The sequence below is a fragment of the Vreelandella sp. L-15 genome (assembly GCF_056857635.1).
The window spans coordinates 1-20,241 of the sequence record NZ_JBSXNN010000090.1 but is presented as its reverse complement, the minus strand read 5'-3'; the positions used below and the strand labels follow the sequence as shown (position 1 = coordinate 20,241).

Sequence of the window (20,241 nt, the reverse complement as noted above, 5' to 3'; positions counted from 1 at the left end):
CGCCCACATGAATTACCTGATCAAATTGTTAAAGAGCAACTTTCTTAAGTTCGCTGCGACGGGCTCGATGACCTGACCCGTGTTGCCTCAGCGAGGAAGGCGTATTCTACGCATTTCCTGGTGTTTGTCAACCGCTGTTTTCAGCGAGTGAAGCGAGCGATCTAAACAACAACAAGACGGCTCTAACCTCCTGACAAACCAGAGGTTTTTCAACCTCCTTCACCGCTGGTAACGCTGGGCGTCCCCGGCAGCGGATGCGTACTTTACGGATTCGCAGCCGGGTTGGCAAGAGCTTTTTTAAAAAAATGCCAACGTTGCTCTATCAAGCTGATTACCGGCTACCTAACAGGGTGCTCAAGTTCTTTTATAGCGCCAGATACTAACGATTCGGAGCTAAGGTCAGCTATCGTTCGCGCGCCTGTCAACGTCATCGCAACCCGCATCTCTTTATCGAAAAGCTCTAGCAAATTGGCGACACCCGCCTCCCCAGCAGTGGCCAGCGCATAAATGAAGGCACGGCCAATCAATGCTGTATCGGCCCCCATAGCAATCATCCTTACTACATCCAACCCGTTGCGCACCCCGGAATCGGCCAGGATCGTCAGATCGCCTTTAACTGCATCCGCAATAGCAGGAAGGGCACGCGCAGTAGAGGGAACACCATCTAGCTGACGACCGCCATGGTTCGAAACCACAATACCGTCTGCGCCGAAACGCACTGCATCACGCGCATCTTCAGCGTCGAGAACCCCCTTAATGATCATCGGGCCATCCCACTGCTCACGAATCCAATCCAGATCTTTCCAAGAGATAGAGGGATCAAAGTTGTCACCTAGCCAAGCTATATAGTCCTCAAGCTCTGTAGGCTTACCACGATAATCAGACACATTACCTAGATCATGTGGACGACCATGAACCCCCACGTCCCAGGCCCATAAAGGATGCAGCGCGGCTTGCAGCATTCGCCTCATGGGTCCGCTTTTACCGCTCATGCCTGAATGCGCATCACGATAACGCGCTCCTGGAACCGGCATATCAACCGTAAAAACCAGTGTCTTCACGCCTGCGGCCTTAGCACGCTCCAGCACATGCTTCATAAAGCCGCGATCTTTTAGCACGTAAAGTTGAAACCAGATGGGGCGGTCAACTGCCGCGGCTACTTCCGCAATAGGGCACACCGATACTGTCGAGAGCGTGAATGGTATGCCTTTTTTGGTGGCCGCCCGAGCTGCCTGCACTTCACCACGCCTTGCATACATCCCCGTCAAGCCCACCGGCGCCAGCGCAAGAGGCATCGCCATTTTTTCGCCAAACAGCTCGGTTTCGAGTGATAGCGACGACATATCCTTCAGCACACGCTGCCGCAATGCGATACCTGCGAGATCCTCAACATTTCGGTTCAGCGTATGCTCTGCGTATGACCCACCGTCAGCATAATGAAAAAGAAAGGGAGGGATACGGCGCTTGGCAGCTTGGCGGTAGTCCGTCGGTGCTGAAATGATCATGGCAGGCCCTATGCAATAAATAGATGCACTATTTATAAGTACTATCTACAAACGGTCATCGAAGCGTTGGTGTTAAGCGCCTCAGATTAAAATTGGTTTTACCAATTTACAAAAAATCAGATTCAACATTAGTGAGAGGTTACCGCTGTGTCAAACCGGCATCACGCTCTATAGCGCTTTTCAGCTATATACTTTAGTTTCAAACCGCATAAACAGTACCGTTAGCCATCCATTTGTTAGCGTTTTACTATTGAGACAAATCATTGAAGCCCCTACCATTGGTCTTACCAATTATGTGGACCCTCACCAATGACTTACCCACCGCTCCGCCAACAGCGCTTAGCTGATGTGATTACTGAACGCCTTGAAGCCATGATCCTGGAAGGCAGCCTGAAGCCGGGCCAGCGCTTGCCACCCGAGCGTGAACTCGCTGAACGTTTTGGGGTATCTCGGCCCTCACTTCGAGAAGCAATTCAAAAGCTGGCGGCTCGCGGCTTGCTCACCAGCCGCCAGGGTGGTGGCACATTTGTTAATGAAACGCTTAACAATGGTTACACGGATCCGCTATTAGAGATGATGTCGCGCCACAATGAATTTCATCTCGATCTGCTTGAGTTTCGCGACGCCATGGAGGGTATTTCTGCTTACTATGCCGCGCTACGCTCGACACCTGCAGATAAAGCTGTCTTGATTCAGCGCTTTGAAGAGCTTGATGGTGGCTTTGTGGGGGCTGACCCGGCTCAAGAGGCTAAGCTAGATGCGGCTTTTCACCTAGCTATTGCGGAGGCTGCCCATAACGTTCTGCTGCTTCACACGATCCGCGGCATTTTTCATCTGCTGGAACAGAGCATCGTGGATAACTTGGCCCACCTGTTCGCCAAACCCGACTCGCGTACCCAGCTAATGAACCAGCATCGTGCCTTGCTGGATGCCATTTTAGAGGGCCGCGCTGAAGATGCTCGAACCCGCGCCCACGAGCACTTAGTGTATGTAGAAGAAGGGCTGCTTGAGATGGCTAGAGCCGAAACTCGCGCTCAGCGCGCTCTACGTCGTGCCCAAGCCACTAATAGTCCCGCATGAGTAGTCACGTCAGCAGCACCGAGTGGCGCTGGCGTCTGCTATGGCTTATCGCCATTCCCGTTGGGCTACTGCTGTTTATGTGGCAGGCGGCTCAGTTCGCTCGTGAACAGGCACTTTCGAATCTTCAGGATGATGCCGAGAACGAGCTACGCCTCTCCGCGGCCAACTTGAACGGCTACCTGCTGCGTTACGACTACCTGCCGCAAATGCTCGCCACCCGAGAGGGTATTCAGCGCTTTCTTGCCTCTCCGGATAGCCAAGACCCTATGCCACTCAACCTGCTGCTGGATCGTTTTCGTTTCACTTCAGGCGTCTCGGACGTTTACCTGCTTGATCGCGATGCCGACACCATCGCGGCTAGCAACTGGCATCGCCCCAACACTTTCATTGGTCAGAACTACGCGTTTCGCAGCTACTACTCCGATGCCATCGCGGGTGGCCAGGGACGCTTTTTTGGGCTTGGGATCCAGTCGTTAGAGCGCGGCTACTACTTTTCCTCTCCGGTGTGGCTGGACGATACCTCTCCCGATGCCAAGCCGGATGGCGTGATCGTCGTCAAAGTGCTGCTTGATGACGTCGAGGAGAGCTGGGCCGAGCAGGACGCCGAGCTGTTCGTCACCGACAGCGACAACATCATCTTTATGGCCAGCCACCCCGAACTGCGCATGAACGCTCTCTATCCGCTGAGCGACGAGCAGCGCGACGCGCTCCGCGAAACCCGCCGTTATGCCATGGAGCCGCTAACGCCGTCTGGGATTCAATTGAATACCCCATACGGGCCCGGTAGTTACCTAGTGAGCTTTGCCCATGGCCCTCTCAGCGGCGGGCGCTATTTAAGCCTCACGCGCCCCATTCCTGAGTTTGGCTGGCAAATGCATATTCTCAAGCCACTGACACCGGTCATGAACGCCCAGTGGATTGCTGCCTTCATGGCGGGAGGACTCTACGGCGTCATCGCCCTAGCAGGGGGCATTGGCTGGCAACGCCTGAGACTACGCCGGGAACGTGAAGCGTTTGCCGAGCGGGAGCGCCAAACGTTAGCCCACGTGCGAGATGAGCTTGAAGTCAGCGTCGAGCGTCGTACCCGCGACTTAGTCGCCAGCAACCAACGCCTCTCGGATGAAATTGAAGAACGGCGGCGAGCAGAGGCCAACTTACGCCAAACCCAAGATGAGCTTATTCAAGCCGCTAAGCTCGCTGTGCTTGGGCAGTTAGCCGCCGGGATTAACCACGAACTCAACCAACCTTTAGCAGCGATTCGTGCCTATGCTGAAAACGCACGGCGCTTTATTGAGCTATCGCGGATTGAGAGCGCCGACGCCAATTTAGCGCAGATTGTCGAGCTCACTGAACGCATGGCCGATATCAGCGCCCAGCTACGCCAATTCTCACGTAAAAGCAGTGAGCGCCAAGAGACCATTTCCGTGCAAGCCTGCATTGAGTACGCGCTACGGCTCTTTCATAGTCGCTTACGCGATGACGGTATTCGTATCGTTCAACAGTGGCCCAAGGAGACACTCTGGGTAGAAGGCGACCTGGTTCGTCTTGAACAGGTGCTTGTGAATTTGATCGGCAACGCTGTTCAGGCAATGAAGGAGATTGATGCGCCTGTTCTAACGCTCAGCGCCCAAGTGGATCACAATCAAGTGGTTATCAGCGTTGCAGATAATGGCCCTGGCATCGCCGCCGATCACCTTGGACATATTTTTGAGCCCTTTTTCACGACCAAGGCCCCCGGTAGCGGGTTAGGGCTAGGACTCTCCATTTCCTCACGTATTATGGAGGACCTTGGGGGCAGGCTGCAGGCTATGAATCAAACGGAAGGAGGTGCCTGCTTCACTATCACCTTGCCACGCTCATCGGCACCAGAGCCGTCTGGCTCCCGCATCAAACAGGAGACTCAATACCATGCATGAGCCGTCGACGCTGCCGGTCATGGTGATCGACGACGAACCGCATCTGCGTATCACCGCCAGCCAAACGTTAGAACTTGCGGGCTATACACCCCACTGCTTTGAATCGGCCGAACAGGCCCTAGCCGCGCTGCCGAATGACTTTCCTGGTGTCATTGTGAGTGATATTCGCATGCCTGGGATGGACGGCATGGCGCTGCTGCATGAGCTACATAGCCGCGACGCCACGCTGCCGATTATTCTGATTACCGGTCACGGCGACATTTCGACTGCCGTAGAAGCCATGCGTGCAGGCGCCTGGGACTTTCTAGAAAAGCCTTTCGCGGGCGACCAGCTGCTGGATGTGGTGAGACGTGGCATCGAAAAGCGCCAGCTAAGCCTTGAGAACCTGCGCTTGAAGGCCGAGCTAGAGGTGCAACAAGCCGCACTGGGCCCGCGCTTGGTTGGGCGAACGCCAGTGATCTCAAGGCTTGCCGCGATGATTCAGCGCATCAGCCAGGTGGAAGCTGACGTGCTGCTGTTTGGCGAAACGGGCACCGGCAAAGACTTGGTTGCCCGAGCGATTCACGAGCGCAGCGCCCGGCGTAACAGTCCGTTTATGGCCATCAACTGCGGTGCGGTGCCGGAAAACACCATCGAGTCCGAGCTGTTCGGCCATGAGAAAGGCGCCTTCACAGGGGCGGTAGAGCGGCGAATTGGTAAATTTGAGCACGCTAACGGCGGCACCGTCTTTTTAGATGAGATTGAGTCCATGCCCTTGGCACTTCAGGTGAAATTGCTGCGAGTGCTTCAGGAGCGTAGCGTAGAACGGTTAGGCGCCAACGAAGCTGTTCCGCTCAATATCCGTGTGATTGCCGCCACCAAAGTCGACCTCAAAGTCGCCGCCGAAGAGGGGCGCTTTCGCGAAGATCTCTACTACCGGCTAAACGTAGTCACCCTACCGCTGCCAGCACTTCGCGAGCGAAGAGAAGACATTCCCTTACTGTTCCAACACTTTGCCGTGGTGGCGGCGAATCGCAGCGGGCTTGAAGCGCCCACTCTAGATAGCCACGCCATTGCCACCCTCCTGGCCCACGACTGGCCGGGAAATGTGCGTGAACTGCGTAACCTAGCCGAGCGCTATGTACTGCTGGGAGCCGCGTTTGACTACCGTCTTGATGCCCTGCTGGAGGGTGTCGCTGCCGACACTCAAGAGCTAACGCTACCCCGCCAAGTAGAGCTGTTTGAAAAGAGCTTGATCAGTCAGTCGCTAGCGCGCCACCAAGGACGAGTGACGGATGTTTGCCACCATTTAGGAATCCCCCGCAAAACGTTTTATGACAAGCTCAAAAAGCACGGTTTAAGCGCTGGCGACTATCGCCACAGCAGCGAACCCTGATGAAATAGCTCAACCAGCACTCCCCAAGGCGGCACCCAGGGCACCAAGATAAGCATGGCGATCAACATTAATAGGTTGGAAAGTGGACGGCGGCTATCGCCAAGCTTTAGCGCAGTACCGAAAGAGCGCTTTAAGCGCGCCCCTTCGAGGTCGACGCTAAACAGTTCATCCAAACTCAAGTGAATAATAAACCCAAACAGTACTGCAGCCCCGTGGCCCCACGCCAGCCAGGCAGGCTGGGCAAGCAAGTGAAAGCTTAGCGCAGCCGTAGCCAACGCACACAGCCCTGCCGCCATGAGTGAATGCCAGATACCTCGATGCACTGTCAGGCGTGAAAAAAGCACGGCTGCCAAGTAGCGCACACTGAAGTAAATCCCACCACACGCCACGAGCAGTAGCCCAGGTGTTAACCACGGCTGCAGCAACAGCACACCCAGCACCAGCGAAGGCACTGATAAAATATTAAAAATCAGCCGGATAGAGCGAGAACGGTCAGCATCAATGTCAGGGAGAATACCGCCAAAGGCCACCAGGGCAATGACCAGCAGGGCTTGTGGAGCTACCCACCACTGCGCCTGCCAGCCAACGTAAGCCATTAGCGTGCCGCCCGCTGCTGCAACCGTTATATGCGTGCGAAAATTAGCCATGTCGCGGCACCCTAGAAAACTGGATAAATTACCAGACTTTCAGTGCGCGCAACATGGCTAGGTTAGAAAAAAGAGTGGTAAGGCAAACGCTTAGCGTGCTTCGGCGGCTTCCATAAGGAACTGATCTTTTAACTTAACGTAATTGCCTGCGGTATAGGGGAAGAAAGCCCGCTCTTTCTCCTTGAGCGGGCGCAGCGCTTTCGCAGGGTTACCGGCATAAACGTAACCGCTCTCCAATCGTTTGCCCGGTGTCACTACCGCGCCAGCAGCAATAATCACCTCATCTTCAACCACTGCACCATCCATCACGATGGCGCCCATTCCCACCAGAATGCGGCTGCCCAGGGTGCAACCGTGCAAAATTGCCTTGTGGCCAATGGTCACATCGTCGCCAATCGTGAGCGGGAAACCATCAGGATTGAAATCACTGGCGTGGGTAATGTGCAGCACGCTGCCATCTTGAACGCTGGTGCGCGCGCCAATGGTGATGCGGTGCATATCGCCGCGAATCACCGTCATCGGCCATACCGAGCAGTCATCGCCGAGCGTGACATTGCCAATCACCACGCTGGCGGGATCGATGTAGACACGCTCACCCAACTGCGGCGAGACTCCTTGATACGTCCTTAGGGCACTGCTCATGGCACACTCCTCTAAAGCATTTCGCATTTCGTGACGACGCGGGATGACAGCACTATAGCAACCCACCGAGTAGAACAATAAACGTCAGTGGAATCGAGACCCAGCGAACAATATTGCGCCACATGACATAGCCACCATCGCCCACGCCCAGCGCTTTCACGACCAGCGCTTGCGGCATCACCCAAGCGGCAAAGGTAGCAATCAGCAAACCACCCAAGGGCAGGAAAATATCGGGCGGAATACTGCTTACCAGTTCGAACACGTTACGCCCGAACAGCGGCCTAAACTCGGCCAGCGTCGAGAACGAGAATGCCGATAGTAGGCCCAGAAGCCAGACACTGATCGCCACCACGGCGGTCGAGATACTGCGCCGCCAGCCCAGCCCCTGCAACGTGGCCACCATCGGCTCGGCAAGGTTGATCGCCGAGGTCCAGGTGGCCAGCAGCAGCAGCAGGAAAAATACGCTGAGCCAGAACGAGCCCCAGGGCAACTCGGAAAACGCGATGGGCAGCGTCACGAACATCAGCCCTGGTCCATCGGCGGGGTCCATGCCCTGAGCAAACACCACCGAGAAAATCGCAATGCCCGCCAGCAGCGCCACGCTAATATCCAACACCGCCACGGCAAAGGCCGCCTTCGGCAGGCTCTGCTCATCGGGCATATAAGCCCCGTACGCCATCAGCGCACAGGCACCGACTGCCAGCGTAAAGAAGGCATGGCCCATGGCATGCAATATGACCGCGGGAGTCACGTCCTCGAACGAGGGCAGAAAGAGCCACGACAGCGCGGTACCAAAGCCCGACGTAGTAGTGGCATAAATGGCTAACAGCAGCAGCAAACCGTATAGCAGTGGCATCAGCAGGTTATTGAGCCGCTCGAGCCCTTTGGCCACCCCGGCTGCTACCACCGTCATGGTCATGAAGAGGAACAGCGAGTGGTTGAAGATCAGCAGCCCAGGATTCGCCAGAAACGCTTCGAACCCTGCGCCGATCTCAGCTGCGCTGGCACCGTTAAAGTTGCCATTCACCGAGGCCACTAAAAACTCAATCGACCAGCCGGAGACCACCAAGTAAAACGACAAAATACAGAACACGGTGAACGCGCCGAAGAGCCCCAGCCAGCGCCAGTGCCGTGAAGCCCCCGCTTCTGACGCCAATGCGCCTAAGGCTTGCATCGGCCCGCGCCGCCCGGCACGCCCAATCAGGATTTCCGCCATCATCACGGGAATGCCTAACAGCAGCACGAACGCTACGTAAATCAACAGGAAAGCAGCACCGCCGTTCTCTCCTGCCACATAGGGAAAGCGCCAAATATTACCCAGCCCAACCGCAGCACCTGTTACCGCCAAGATAAAGGCCCGTTTCGACCCCCAGCGCTCTAGCGTTTCACTCATTACTTGCTCCTGCCATGGGTGGCACTTGATTGGTGACACTTGCAGATTACGGATATGGAAAGGCGGCAAGACTAGCAGGCGCCTGCCCCCCAGGCCAAACGCTTGCAGCGGGTCAAGCATTGAAACAACGCCTCACTGCCCGCACTGTGTCATCATCAGCGCACGTTTTGTGCGCCCCTAACTTGATTGCTACCGAGGTGCTTATGTCCCGCAACCCGTTGCTAGAGAGCCACGAGCTTCCCCCTTTCGCCGACATTCGTGCCGACCACGTGGTACCCGCCGTGGAAACGCTGCTCGATGAGAGCCGCGAGGCGATTGATCGCCTCGCCCAACAGGCCGCTGCCACCTCCCCAACGTGGGACAACTTTGCCGCACCGCTGGAAGCAGTGAATGACCGTCTTTCCCAAGCTTGGTCGCCGGTGTCGCACCTCAACGGCACCATGAATACCCCAGAGCTGCGCGATGCTTACCAAGCCTGCTTGGAAAAACTCTCTGCGTTTGGCACCTGGGTCGGTCAGCACGAAGGGCTATTTAAGGGCTGGCTGGCGCTGAAAGAGAGCGAGAGCTGGGCAACGCTAACAATTGCCCAGCAACGCACGGTGGATAATGCCCTGCGCGATTTCCGACTGGCCGGGGTCGACCTACCGGCGGATAAGAAGGCACGCTACGGCGAGATTCAGTCCCGCCTCTCTACGCTTTCTAACCAGTTCTCCAACAACGTTCTGGACGCCACCCAGGCATGGCATAAAGACATTCAGGATCGCGACGCGCTGGCAGGCGTTCCTGAGAGCGCTCTGGAAACTCTTAAAGCCCAGGCAGACGCTAAAGGCGTTGATGGCTACCGCATTACGCTGGATTTCCCCAGCTTCTTCCCCATCGTCAGCTACGCCGACAGCCGCGAGCTGCGCGAAGAAGTGTATACTGCCTTCGTGACCCGCGCCTCCGACCAGGGCCCCAACGCGGGCAAGTTCGACAACGCCCCCATTTTGGAAGAGATTCTGGCCCTGCGTCAGGAACTGGCGCGGTTGCTGGGCTTCGACACCTACGCCGACTACTCGCTAACTACCAAAATGGCAGACTCCCCCGCGCAGGTGCTGGACTTCCTGGAAGACCTCGCCCGCCGCGCCAAGCCGCAAGCGCAGAAGGAGTTTGCCGAACTCAGCGCCTACGCCCGTGACGAGCTAGGTATCGATGCTCTCAAACCTTGGGATGTCGCCTACGTCAGTGAAAAGCTTCGCGAAGCGCGTTACGCTATCTCCCAAGAGCAGCTGCGTCCTTACTTCCCCGCGCCGCGGGTCGTGGATGGCTTGTTCCAAGTCGTCGAGCGTCTTTACAACGTTCAGGTAAAAGAAGACAGCAGCGCTCCGAGCTATCACGACGACGTGCGCTTCTTCCGTATTACCGAACAGGGCAAACCGATTGCTGGGTTCTATCTGGATCTCTACGCCCGCGAAGGTAAACGGGGCGGTGCGTGGATGGCCGACTGCCGGGTACGCCGTAAAACCGAGAACGGCGTGCAGCTCCCAGTGGCCTTCTTGACCTGCAACTTCACCGCGCCAGTAGGCGGTAAACCTGCGCTGCTGACCCATGATGAGGTGACCACGCTGTTCCACGAGTTTGGTCACGGCTTGCACCATATGCTAACCAAGCAAGAGGTGGCAGACGTCTCCGGCATTAATGGCGTCGCCTGGGATGCCGTCGAGCTGCCCAGTCAGTTTATGGAAAACTACTGCTGGGAGCGGGAAGGCCTCGACCTGCTGGCCAAACATGTGGATACCGGCGAACCGCTGCCAGACGTTCTGTTCGAGCGTCTGCAAGCGGCGAAAAACTTCCAGTCCGCCATGGGCATGGTGCGTCAGATCGAGTTTTCTCTGTTCGACCTACGCCTCCATCACGAGCTGGAAGCGCCTTCGGCCAGCGATGTTCAGACGCTGCTCGACGACGTGCGTCGCCAAACCTCTGTCGTTCCCGTGGTCGACTTCAACCGCTTCCAAAATAGTTTCAGCCACATCTTTGCAGGCGGCTACGCCGCTGGCTACTACAGCTATAAATGGGCGGAAGTGCTCTCTGCCGATGCCTGGAGCGCCTTTGAAGAAGCCGGGATTTTTGACCCAGACACTGGCCAGCGCTTCCGCGAGGAAATTCTGGAGCAAGGCGGTGCGCGGGATGCCGCCGAGCTATTCCGTGCCTTCCGAGGCCGCGAACCTAGCGTCGAACCGCTGCTGCGCCATAGCGGTATTCGCGCCGCCTAAGCTGGCTATTTTTATCCGGTGCGGCGGCGTTGCCTCCGCACGTTGGGAGTGTATGTATGTCGAGTATTAAACGTTTTATTGCAGGCGTGACCTGCCCCCGCTGTGCCGCCATGGACCGCATTCGTGCGTGGGAGCAGCACGGCATCCGCTACCGTGAATGCGTGAGCTGTGATTTCTTCGAACAGCTGCCCATTGAAGACGAAGCGGCCCCCGAGCTCACTACACGAGTGAATCAGGTGCGTGATGAGCAAAAAATCCAGGATGTGCAGCCGGTTCGCATTCTTGACCCAGGTAAAAACAAATAACGCCCCTCTCTAGCGGTGCAGCGGCTGCATCGCTAGGCGCTCCCCCCCCCTTTGAAAAGTGTGTGAAAAACCGCACACCACCCTATCTAGAGCGTGCGAAAAGCCAGACATTTAATGGCTTTTGCTTTTCAACCAAAGTTGAAGAGCAAATTTTTAATGCATTGATTTCTATATTAAATCGTATATGTGGCACAAGTATCGCTCTATATAAGCTGCTTAATGATAAAGCACTGGCGGTGTTTACACACGCCAGACGATAATCCCAATAACAGCTTAGGAAATCTCGCCATGCGCAATACGATGCCCAAAACTGTCGCTCTGCTCGCAGGCAGCGCGCTACTCGCCGCTGGTACTGCCCACGCGGACCGTTCCGAGTGGCCAACCAACTTCACGGTGGGTACGGCCAGTCAAGGCGGCACCTACTTCGTTTACGGCTCTGGCTGGGCAAACTTCATCGCCGATGAGCTCGGTGTTTCAGGCGGCGGCGAAGTGACTGGTGGCCCTACCCAAAACCTGGCGCTAGTACATAGTGGCGATATGGCGTTCGGCCTAACCACCATGGGACCGGCTTCCGATGCCATGAAAGGCGAAAGCCCGCTGGCACCTGGCCTAGTCATGGACAACGTTTGCGCGCTGTTCCCGATGTATGAAACCCCGTTCTCTATCGCTGCGCTCTCTAGCTCCGGTATTGAATCTATTTCCGACATCCCCGACGGTGCGCGCATCGGTTTCGGCCCGGCGGCGTCTACCTCTGACACCTACTTCCCGGCCATGCTGGAAACCCTGGGCGTAAACTTCGACCGCCGTAATGGCGGTTGGTCTGACCTGGGCGGCCAGCTTCAGGACGGCCTGCTGGACGTTGTCGCCTTCGCTGCGGGCATCCCGATTCCGGCAGTTAGCCAGCTGGAAGTCCAAACCGACGTGAACATTATTGAGTTTACCGAAGAAGAGCTGGCGACTGTGCTAGACGCCTTCCCGGTCGCTGAGTTCACCATCCCGGCTAGCACTTACACCACGCTGGAAGAAGATGCTCGCGCCGTTTCCATGTGGAACTTCGCGATTGCTGGCTGTGACCTGCCGGAAGACTTCATCTATGAAGTCACGAAAGCCACCATGGAAAACAATGATCGTATGCGCGACGTACACCGCAGTGCTGAAACCAGCATTCCGGAAAATATCGTGCACAACACGGTACTGCCTTTCCACCCAGGCGCAGCACGCTGGTACGAAGAGAACGGTTACGATATCTCTGACGACATGATCAAGTAAGCTCCACGCACCATCGCGCTGCCCCGCTGCCGATCCTGTCGGGCGGGGCAGCGTTTGCTCTTGCCCCCTTTCTTTGCTTTTGCTGTGAGGGTGACCTCTGATGAGTCACAATACCGACCAAGACCCCAACGGCCTCAAGGATGACGCCTTAGCTGCTTCATCAACGCCAGAATCGATTGCTGATGGCGTCGATGAAGAAGTTGTTGAGCCCAACCGCCGCCTGTTCGTTGGCTGGCAGTTCCTATTATTTGCAGCACTGGCGATTGCCTATTCAGGTTTCCACCTGTTTTCACTCAACGTGTACCCCATGGAAACCTGGTCGTTCCGTATCGTACACATCGCCGGTGCATTAATTTTGGGTTACGGGCTGTTTGCCGGTGCCCGCTTTGCTGAAGATGACCAGCAGGCCTCCCCTGCTTGGCTGAAATGGGTGAGCTATGCGCTGCTGGTTCCTGCAGTTTACTCGCTGGTGCAAGTATTCTTGATGCAGCAGGCCATCAACGGCGGTGCCATGCGCATCGACCCGGCCGTGGAGACGCTGCACTTTGGCTACCCACTGATGGCCACCACAGCAGGCGCGATTGTGCTGTCCTGGTTCTATCGCCAAGCCCGCCACCGTTTTAATCCTGCCGACTTAGTGCTCATGGTATGTGCACTGGCCAGCGCGGGCTACCTGCTGATGGCGTTTAACACCAACATGCGGATGTCCACCGGCACCTCGTTTGCGCCTCCTGGTATCTCTTGGGCCGCCATCGCGGGCTCGCTACTGATTCTCGAACTGACTCGCCGTGTGGCAGGTTTGGCGCTGGTCGTCATTTCAGCCGTGTTTCTGACCTACGTCTTTGCAGGCCCCTATTTACCCGGCTTCCTGGGCTACCCTGGTCTATCGGTCCAGCGCTTCTTTAGCCAGGTCTATACCGATGCGGGCATACTCGGCCCGACCACGGCGGTCTCGTCCACCTATATTATTCTGTTCATCATTTTTGCCGCCTTCTTGCAGGCATCTAAAGTGGGCGACTACTTCGTCAACTTCGCCTTTGCCGCGGCAGGTCGTGCTCGCGGCGGCCCGGCTAAGGTGTCTATCTTTGCTTCTGGCTTAATGGGAATGATCAACGGCACCTCCGCAGGCAACGTGGTATCGACAGGCTCACTCACTATTCCTCTGATGAAGAAAGTGGGCTACCCGGCCCGTAGCGCCGGTGCCATTGAAGCAGCCGCTTCTACCGGTGGACAGATTATGCCGCCCATCATGGGGGCAGGTGCCTTCATCATGGCAGAGGTCACCGGCATTCCTTATACCGAAATTGCCGTTGCAGCCTTGATTCCTGCCATTCTGTACTTCGCCTCTATCTACTTCATGGTGGATTTTGAAGCCGCGCGTAAAGGCATGCGGGGAATGCGTAAGGATGAGATTCCGCTATTTTCGAAGCTGGTGAAACAGGCCTACCTGTTTGCGCCGATTATTATTCTGATTGCCGCCCTCTTCATGGGCTACTCAGTGATTCGTGCCGGTACCCTGGCCACCGCATCAGCGGCGGTTGTTAGCTGGATTTCACCCAATAAAATGGGCATTCGCGCCATTTTAAGGGCCCTTCAGCTAGCAGGTACGATGTCCATCCAGATCATCGCCGTGTGTGCCTGCGCGGGCCTAATTGTGGGCGTTATCTCGCTGACCGGTGTAGGTGCGCGCTTCTCTTCGCTGCTGCTGGGCTTGGCGGGCGTTAGTCAGCTGTTGGCACTGTTCTTCGCCATGCTGATCAGCATTCTGCTAGGAATGGGCATGCCCACCACGGCGGCTTACGCGGTAGCAGCATCGGTCGTGGCACCGGGCTTGATCAACATTGGTATCGAACCACTCGTCGCCCACTTCTTCGTGTTTTACTTCGCCGTGGTATCAGCCATTACCCCGCCCGTGGCGCTTGCGTCTTACGCAGCCGCCGGTATTTCTGGGGATAATCCCATGGGCACATCGGTGGCGTCGTTCAAGATTGGCTTGGCGGCCTTTATCGTGCCGTTTATGTTCTTCTACAGCCCGGCGATGCTGATGGAAGGCTCCGCCATGCAGATACTGCGCGTAGGCCTCACCGCCACGCTAGGCATTGTGTTGCTCTCGGGCATGGTTCAGAAGTGGTTCTTCGGTCCGGTGAACTTACCCCAGCGCTTAGTGATGCTGGTCGGTGCCATGTTCTTGATCTACGGCGGCATCTACACCGACATTGTTGGCTTAGCGATTGGTACGGTGCTGTTTATCATGCAGCGCAAGCAGCATGGTGGCAAAGGCAAGGCAACGGCAAGCGCTGCGTAAACCGTTACGTTACTAGAGCCAAGCTATGCACTAGCCGGAACCGAGAGGTTCCGGCTTTTTTCGTTACCTTTAGAACTACCATAAAAAAACCGGCCCGCATCAAAGATGCAGGCCGGTATCATCATCAGGCGACAGCGTTAGCTCAGATTATCCACCACCTTCAACACTGGGGCCGCCTGATTCAGCGTGTAGAAGTGCAGGCCTGGCGCGCCGCCGTCCAGCAGGCGTTCACACAGGCGAGTCACTACATCGGTACCAAAGGCGGCAATGGCGTCGCTGTCATCGCCGTAGGCTTCTAACTGCTTGCGAATCCAGCGGGGAATTTCCGCGCCGCAGGCATCGGAAAACCGTGCCAGTTTGGTGTAGTTGGTGATCGGCATGATGCCGGGAATGATCGGCTGCTCGACGCCCAGCGCACGCGCTTTATCAACGAAGTGGAAGTAGGCATCGGCGGTAAAGAAGTACTGGGTAATCGCCATGTTGGCACCCGCATTCATCTTGCGGGCAAAGTTTTCCACATCCTTATCGAGGCTGGGGGCCTGTGGATGAGATTCCGGATACGCCGCGACCGCGATGTCAAAGTGGTCGCCCGTCTCGTCACGAATGAACTCTACCAATTCATTGGCGTAGCGCAGCTCTCCGATACTGGCCATCCCGGAGGGCATGTCACCGCGCAGGGCCACTAGGCTATCGACGCCCTCTTCCCGGTACTGCGCCAGTAAGTCGCGCAGCTGAGCCTTTTCGCTGCCGATGCAGGAGAGGTGCGGCGCCGTGGTGATGCCACTTTGGCTAACGGTGCGCACGATATCCCGAGTGCGCGCCTGAGTGGAGCCACCCGCGCCGTAGGTGACCGAGAAGAAACGCGGGTTACGAGCGGCCAGCTCATCACGCACGTGAATTAGCTTCTCCCGACCTGCATCGGTGTTGGGCGGAAAGAATTCAAAGCTAATACCTAACGGATGCTCTTGGCTGCTCATGGTTTGTCCTCGCAGTGCGGTAACGTGATCATTATTTAGGGTATTCTCGCTGCTTCGCCGCGCAGCGGCTAATGAAAGATTCCACGGTCGACCTTCAATTCGGCTCATGTTGGCACCACCGCGTCTATCAAGGAGGAGATATGGACTTAGCACCCAGCGCTTTAATGGGCCCGCTGCTCATGCTGTTAGGGTATGTGGGGCTGGGCTTTATTGCCGCCCAACGGTTGAAAATAGACCCGCGCCCGATTGCTACCTTGTTGGTGTACCTGATCGCGCCGCTGACAATTTTTCGCGCGCTGATGAATGGCGGCCCCACCTTAGAGTATTTGGTGCTCACCCTGGCGATGTTTCTATTGGTCAGCGCCATGGCACTGGCCGTGCGCTGGGCTACCCAACACCGCTTTGGCCCGCAGGAAGGCGCGCTGCTGGCGTTCTCTTCTGGCACCGGTAATACCGGCTACTTTGGGCTGCCCGTCGCGCTGATTCTGCTACCGCCGGAAGGGGTGACGCTGTACCTCTTCTGCATGCTGGGCATCAACCTGTATGAGTTCACGGTGGGGTTTTATTTGAGCGCCCGGGGCCACTTCTCGGTACGCCAGAGCCTTGCCAAAATTGCCCGCCTGCCGCTGATTTATGCCTTTTTCCTAGCACTGCTGCTAAACGCGCTCAACGCCACGCTGCCTGAGTCACTGATGAGCTCGTTAGCCGTTTTCCCCGCCACCTATACCCTGCTGGGCATGATGATTATTGGCATGACGTTAAGCCAGGTCACCCTCGCCGCGTGGGATACACGCTTTGTGGCGACCTGCGTGGGCCTGCGCTATCTGCTCTGGCCACTGGTAATGCTGGGGGCGGTGCTGGTGCTCCAGCAGTTCACGCCACTCGCACCGGAGCTGGCGATGGCACTGCTGCTATTTGGCGTGGTGCCCATGGCCTCTAACGTGGTGGTCGTGGCGATGGAGTTGGGCATTCAGCCGCAGAAAGGTGCTTTAGCGGTACTCACCACCACGCTGCTGGCACCGCTGTTGATACCGCTCTATCTGGGGCTGATGCTGCGGCTCACCGGGCTCGGTTAAAACCCATCGACGCCCGCCAGCTGCAGCAGGCGGGCCATGCGCTGAACGTCTGGGTGGCTGAAGAAGGCAACGAGCGCTTCGCCGCGCACCGGGCCAACGCCAGGCACGGCTTGCCAATCGGTTCGAGAGTAACCCGCGAGGGTGTACCAATCGCCCAGCTCAGCGTCGCCACCGGGGGGCATTCCCAGCGCCGTCAGCCATGTCGCATAGGGCGCTTGGCGCGCCGCGTCGAACTGTGCCATCAGCGCTGCGGCGGTGGTAGCGCCAATACCGTGGGCCTGTTGAAGCTGCTCCGGCGTTAGTGCCAACCAACCCAATAGTTCCGTAACCACACCGGCCTCCATCAGCGCCTGCCAAGTGCCTTCGCCAATTCCACGCATGCCCAGCTGCTCGCTGAGATAGGTTAAGCGGGCCAGCAGTTGGGCGCTGCATTCTGATGTTCGCTCGGGCGTTAGCGTAAAGCAGCTCAACAGATGGTAACGCTCGGGCGGCGGGGCGCTTAGGGCGGCTCTTTCACGTGTTTGCCACACCACGCTGTCTACCTGAGGAATCGTCAGGCCCGCCAGCGTCACCGCCACGTGGTCCCCAGGGCGCACGTCCCACTCCTGCCAGCGCTCCAATGAACCCAGCGACACGCGGCTGATGCGCCGCCCTTCCAGAGTCACCGGGTAGAGCCACAGCAGCGGCGTTACGCGCCCGGTTCGCCCCACCCGAAACTCCACCCCGCGCACCTGGGCTAGCGCCTGCTGAGACGGATACTTCCAGGCCACCGCCCACTCAGGGGGCGATGACGACCAGTTGCGCACGCCGGGGCGCTCAGCCTGTTTTAACACCACGCCGTCGGTGGCAAACGGCAGCGGGCCGTTGAACCACCGCTCGCGCCATTCGGCGGCCGCCTCCTGGCCGCTGATCGGATGGGTGTAATCGGCCGTCTCGAACCCCAGCGCCGTCAGTTGCGCCAGCCGTTCGGTCATCTGCGTCGGGCCATCCGGCCAGTCCCATACGAATAAACCGATGCGGTTCAGCGTCTCTTGGCTCGGCTCGCGCTGCGCCATGGCACCGGCCACGGCACCTCGGGCACCCGAACCTGGTTGGCGTGCCTGCACGTGATTATCCAGCCGCCAGTAAAGCTCGCCCTGCAGCACCGCAGAGACGGGCTCAGGAAGCGTAACGGGCACACCAGGCAGTTGCTGAACCCGCGCCGTCCAATCCTGCCCCCGCTCGCCGTCTCCACGGCTAACCGCCTCGACGAGTTCCCCGCCCTGGTAACGCAGCGTCACCGCCACACCATCCACCTTGGGCTGAATCCATAGATCGTCACGGCGGCTAGTAAAGCGTCGAATGCCGTCCTCATCGGCTTTAGTGAGCCCCGTTTGGGCGGCCGGATGGGTGCGGGTACCGTCGCTGCTGGTCACTCGGGTAAGCGGCTGGTGGGGAATCGGTGAATCTAAGCAAGCTTGCCAGTTTTCCAACCGTGTCAGCGCTTGGTCGTACAGCTCATCAGCAATCAGCGATTCGCCGTTATCATGGTAGGCGCGATCCCACACTTCGATATGTTCGGCTAGCGCCTGGGTTTCCAGCGCCAGCCGCTCGGCGGGCCAGTCGGGGCAGGTGTCTGCCTGTGCGGAAAAAGTGACACTCATTAACCAGGCTGCCGCTAGGTTCGCCACTCCTATTATTCGCCGACCCGACATACGCATCCTCACGTGGTAAACGGGAAATTTTCAGCCCTTATTAAAATTAACTTATATGAAACTGACAGAGATGCAATGCGCAGAAAGCCACTCTCGGAGCCGGTTTCGACCCATAAAAAAAGCGCCCCCTGGCGTGAACCAAGGGGCGCTTTTCGCTAACCCATGACGCTCATTGCGCTTACGGGAAGCTTATAGGCCAGCGGCCTGACGCAGCGCGTCTGCTTTGTCAGTTTTTTCCCACGGGAAGGCTGTAAACGTCTCGGTGTGCGTTTCGCCTTTGTCGTCTACCCAGCTGTAGCTGTGCTCGAACGGCTCGCGGCCAAAGTGGCCGTAAGCCGCTGTCAGGCGGTACATCGGGTGCAGCAGATCCAGCATCTTGGTGATCGCGTAGGGGCGCAGATCGAAGTGCTCCCGCACCAGATCAACGATTTTAGCGTCGTCGATTTTGCCGGTACCGAAGGTGTCGATGGACACCGAGGTCGGCTCGGCCACGCCAATGGCGTAGGAGACCTGAATCTCGCACTTGTCCGCCAAGCCCGCTGCTACGACGTTTTTCGCCACATAGCGGCCAGCGTACGCGGCGCTGCGGTCTACTTTCGACGGATCTTTGCCCGAGAACGCGCCGCCACCGTGGCGCGCCATGCCGCCGTAGGTATCGACGATGATCTTACGACCGGTCAGGCCACAGTCGCCCACCGGGCCGCCAATCACGAACTTGCCGGTCGGGTTGATGTGGTATTGGGTGTTGGCATCCAACCACTCAGCGGGAATCACCTGCTCAATGACTTCACGCTTAATCATTTTGCGCAGGTCTTCTTGATCGATTTCCGGATCGTGCTGAGTCGACAGAACAATCGCATCGACGCCACACGGTTGGCCTTCAGCGTTATAGCGGAAAGTCACCTGACTTTTGGCATCCGGACGCAGCCACGGCAACAGGCCGTTTTTACGCAGCTCCGCCTGACGCTCGACCAAACGGTGCGAGTAGTGGATCGGGGCCGGCATGAACGAATCGGTTTCGTTCGTGGCATAGCCAAACATCAGGCCCTGGTCGCCCGCGCCCTGATCTTCCGGCTTGGTACGATCAACGCCCTGAGCAATATCGACACTCTGCTTGCCAATCAGGTTGATGACGCCGCACGTGGCACCGTCGAAGCCCACCTGAGAAGAGGTGTAGCCGATATCGGTAATCACATCACGCACCAGCGTCTCGAGATCCACCCACGCGGAGGTGGTGATCTCACCGGCAATAATGGCAACGCCCGTCTTCACCATCGTTTCACAGGCAACGCGGGCCTGTTTATCCCGGGCGATAATGGCATCTAACACCGCGTCTGAAATCTGGTCGGCAATCTTATCGGGATGGCCTTCGGAAACGGACTCGGAGGTAAACAGGGAATATTCGCTCATCGCGCACTCGACCCTCTGTATGACGGCTGCTCTGTTATGACCGCAGCATCAGCAGGAAATCATGGCAGGAAGTTCCCTGCCCGTATAAAGAAGCGGCACCATCACTTTCACCACCACTTCGGGAGCCAGAGTCTACACGCTGTTGCAAGTTCTTCCCACAACGTGCCCCTGAGAATTTGCCGCCGCCGGGGAAGTCAGCGACAATAGCACCTTTATTCTTTCCGTTTTCAGGCGAGGAGCACCCCCATGCCGTCCCGTTTTGAGCTGGCCAATGCCATTCGCGCCCTTTCCATGGATGCTGTTCAGAAGGCCAAATCCGGCCACCCTGGCGCCCCCATGGGTATGGCTGATATTGCCGAGGTGCTGTGGAATGACTACCTCAAGCACAACCCCGA

General features: G+C 57.4%; 16 protein-coding genes. 9 read left to right on the top strand and 7 right to left on the bottom strand.

Features of this window, described 5'->3' with window-relative positions; genetic code table 11:
- Nucleotides 1-338: 338 nt before the first annotated feature.
- A complete protein-coding gene (gene lldD, locus AC13CY_RS13415) occupies nucleotides 339-1,505 on the bottom strand; it encodes an FMN-dependent L-lactate dehydrogenase LldD (RefSeq protein WP_044630449.1) in 1,167 nt (388 codons plus the stop codon).
- Between the two features lie 309 nt (nucleotides 1,506-1,814).
- Here lldD and AC13CY_RS13410 point away from each other — a divergent pair, with 309 nt between their 5' ends.
- Genes AC13CY_RS13410 through AC13CY_RS13400 form a run of 3 tightly spaced genes read left to right on the top strand, consistent with a single transcriptional unit; the run spans nucleotide 1,815 to nucleotide 5,876 of the window.
- Nucleotides 1,815-2,585: a GntR family transcriptional regulator gene (locus AC13CY_RS13410; RefSeq protein WP_137094866.1), complete on the top strand. Its 771-nt coding sequence runs from the start codon at nucleotides 1,815-1,817 to the stop codon at nucleotides 2,583-2,585.
- Nucleotides 2,582-4,501 (top strand): sensor histidine kinase, encoded by a 1,920-nt coding sequence (locus tag AC13CY_RS13405; RefSeq protein ID WP_062362903.1) that lies wholly within the window; start codon nucleotides 2,582-2,584, stop codon nucleotides 4,499-4,501. The genes AC13CY_RS13410 and AC13CY_RS13405 overlap by 4 nt, the downstream gene beginning before the upstream one ends.
- A complete protein-coding gene (locus AC13CY_RS13400; RefSeq protein WP_044630446.1) occupies nucleotides 4,494-5,876 on the top strand; it encodes a sigma-54-dependent transcriptional regulator in 1,383 nt (460 codons plus the stop codon). The genes AC13CY_RS13405 and AC13CY_RS13400 overlap by 8 nt, the downstream gene beginning before the upstream one ends.
- Here AC13CY_RS13400 and AC13CY_RS13395 read toward each other — a convergent pair.
- From AC13CY_RS13395 to AC13CY_RS13385, 3 genes are all read right to left on the bottom strand, one after another.
- On the bottom strand, nucleotides 5,852-6,523 hold the full coding sequence (locus AC13CY_RS13395) for a metal-dependent hydrolase (protein WP_062375340.1): 672 nt from the start codon (nucleotides 6,521-6,523) through the stop codon (nucleotides 5,852-5,854). The two genes, AC13CY_RS13400 and AC13CY_RS13395, sit on opposite strands and share 25 nt — an antisense overlap.
- Before the next feature lie 90 nt (nucleotides 6,524-6,613).
- Nucleotides 6,614-7,165, bottom strand: a complete 552-nt coding sequence (locus AC13CY_RS13390; protein WP_044630444.1) for a gamma carbonic anhydrase family protein — start codon at nucleotides 7,163-7,165, stop codon at nucleotides 6,614-6,616.
- Between the two features lie 52 nt (nucleotides 7,166-7,217).
- Nucleotides 7,218-8,558 carry a sodium-dependent transporter gene (locus AC13CY_RS13385; RefSeq protein WP_483052660.1) on the bottom strand — a complete coding sequence of 447 codons (1,341 nt, stop codon included), beginning with the start codon at nucleotides 8,556-8,558 and terminating at the stop codon, nucleotides 7,218-7,220.
- A gap of 203 nt (nucleotides 8,559-8,761) precedes the next feature.
- On the opposite strand from AC13CY_RS13385, the gene prlC reads away from it, so the two are divergent.
- From prlC to AC13CY_RS13365, 4 genes are all read left to right on the top strand, one after another.
- Nucleotides 8,762-10,810: an oligopeptidase A gene (prlC, locus tag AC13CY_RS13380; protein WP_483052659.1), complete on the top strand. Its 2,049-nt coding sequence runs from the start codon at nucleotides 8,762-8,764 to the stop codon at nucleotides 10,808-10,810.
- A gap of 56 nt (nucleotides 10,811-10,866) precedes the next feature.
- Complete coding sequence (locus AC13CY_RS13375; protein ID WP_054641451.1) at nucleotides 10,867-11,115, top strand: YheV family putative zinc ribbon protein; 249 nt, start codon at nucleotides 10,867-10,869, stop codon at nucleotides 11,113-11,115.
- 288 nt (nucleotides 11,116-11,403) lie between these two features.
- Nucleotides 11,404-12,384: a TAXI family TRAP transporter solute-binding subunit gene (locus tag AC13CY_RS13370; protein ID WP_058576727.1), complete on the top strand. Its 981-nt coding sequence runs from the start codon at nucleotides 11,404-11,406 to the stop codon at nucleotides 12,382-12,384.
- Nucleotides 12,385-12,484: 100 nt separating this feature from the next.
- The gene (locus AC13CY_RS13365) at nucleotides 12,485-14,689 is read left to right on the top strand and encodes a TRAP transporter permease (protein ID WP_483052658.1); all 2,205 of its coding nucleotides are present in this window, start codon (nucleotides 12,485-12,487) and stop codon (nucleotides 14,687-14,689) included.
- Nucleotides 14,690-14,826: 137 nt separating this feature from the next.
- Here the strand turns inward: AC13CY_RS13365 and metF are convergent, their stop codons facing one another.
- Nucleotides 14,827-15,666 (bottom strand): methylenetetrahydrofolate reductase [NAD(P)H], encoded by an 840-nt coding sequence (gene metF, locus AC13CY_RS13360; RefSeq protein WP_044630438.1) that lies wholly within the window; start codon nucleotides 15,664-15,666, stop codon nucleotides 14,827-14,829.
- A gap of 140 nt (nucleotides 15,667-15,806) precedes the next feature.
- Between metF and AC13CY_RS13355 the strand changes: the two genes are divergently transcribed.
- Nucleotides 15,807-16,742 carry an AEC family transporter gene (locus AC13CY_RS13355; RefSeq protein ID WP_483052657.1) on the top strand — a complete coding sequence of 312 codons (936 nt, stop codon included), beginning with the start codon at nucleotides 15,807-15,809 and terminating at the stop codon, nucleotides 16,740-16,742.
- Here AC13CY_RS13355 and ligB read toward each other — a convergent pair.
- Both ligB and metK read right to left on the bottom strand, forming a co-directional pair.
- On the bottom strand, nucleotides 16,739-18,385 hold the full coding sequence (ligB, locus tag AC13CY_RS13350) for an NAD-dependent DNA ligase LigB (protein ID WP_483052656.1): 1,647 nt from the start codon (nucleotides 18,383-18,385) through the stop codon (nucleotides 16,739-16,741). The genes AC13CY_RS13355 and ligB overlap by 4 nt on opposite strands.
- Before the next feature lie 240 nt (nucleotides 18,386-18,625).
- On the bottom strand, nucleotides 18,626-19,846 hold the full coding sequence (metK, locus tag AC13CY_RS13345) for a methionine adenosyltransferase (RefSeq protein ID WP_044630435.1): 1,221 nt from the start codon (nucleotides 19,844-19,846) through the stop codon (nucleotides 18,626-18,628).
- Nucleotides 19,847-20,092: 246 nt separating this feature from the next.
- Between metK and AC13CY_RS13340 the strand changes: the two genes are divergently transcribed.
- On the top strand, nucleotides 20,093-20,241 hold a 149-nt coding region (locus AC13CY_RS13340), incomplete at its 3' end, for a hypothetical protein (protein ID WP_483052661.1).

Excerpts from the sequence above, each read along its gene's own strand:
- lldD (WP_044630449.1), bottom strand. The coding sequence starts at position 1,505 with ATGATCATTTCAGCACCGACGGACTACCGCCAAGCTGCCAAGCGCCGT.
- AC13CY_RS13410 (WP_137094866.1), top strand. The coding sequence starts at position 1,815 with ATGACTTACCCACCGCTCCGCCAACAGCGCTTAGCTGATGTGATTACT.
- AC13CY_RS13405 (WP_062362903.1), top strand. The coding sequence starts at position 2,582 with ATGAGTAGTCACGTCAGCAGCACCGAGTGGCGCTGGCGTCTGCTATGG.
- AC13CY_RS13400 (WP_044630446.1), top strand. The coding sequence starts at position 4,494 with ATGCATGAGCCGTCGACGCTGCCGGTCATGGTGATCGACGACGAACCG.
- AC13CY_RS13395 (WP_062375340.1), bottom strand. The coding sequence starts at position 6,523 with ATGGCTAATTTTCGCACGCATATAACGGTTGCAGCAGCGGGCGGCACG.
- AC13CY_RS13390 (WP_044630444.1), bottom strand. The coding sequence starts at position 7,165 with ATGAGCAGTGCCCTAAGGACGTATCAAGGAGTCTCGCCGCAGTTGGGT.
- AC13CY_RS13385 (WP_483052660.1), bottom strand. The coding sequence starts at position 8,558 with ATGAGTGAAACGCTAGAGCGCTGGGGGTCGAAACGGGCCTTTATCTTG.
- prlC (WP_483052659.1), top strand. The coding sequence starts at position 8,762 with ATGTCCCGCAACCCGTTGCTAGAGAGCCACGAGCTTCCCCCTTTCGCC.
- AC13CY_RS13375 (WP_054641451.1), top strand. The coding sequence starts at position 10,867 with ATGTCGAGTATTAAACGTTTTATTGCAGGCGTGACCTGCCCCCGCTGT.
- AC13CY_RS13370 (WP_058576727.1), top strand. The coding sequence starts at position 11,404 with ATGCGCAATACGATGCCCAAAACTGTCGCTCTGCTCGCAGGCAGCGCG.
- AC13CY_RS13365 (WP_483052658.1), top strand. The coding sequence starts at position 12,485 with ATGAGTCACAATACCGACCAAGACCCCAACGGCCTCAAGGATGACGCC.
- metF (WP_044630438.1), bottom strand. The coding sequence starts at position 15,666 with ATGAGCAGCCAAGAGCATCCGTTAGGTATTAGCTTTGAATTCTTTCCG.
- AC13CY_RS13355 (WP_483052657.1), top strand. The coding sequence starts at position 15,807 with ATGGACTTAGCACCCAGCGCTTTAATGGGCCCGCTGCTCATGCTGTTA.
- ligB (WP_483052656.1), bottom strand. The coding sequence starts at position 18,385 with ATGAGTGTCACTTTTTCCGCACAGGCAGACACCTGCCCCGACTGGCCC.
- metK (WP_044630435.1), bottom strand. The coding sequence starts at position 19,846 with ATGAGCGAATATTCCCTGTTTACCTCCGAGTCCGTTTCCGAAGGCCAT.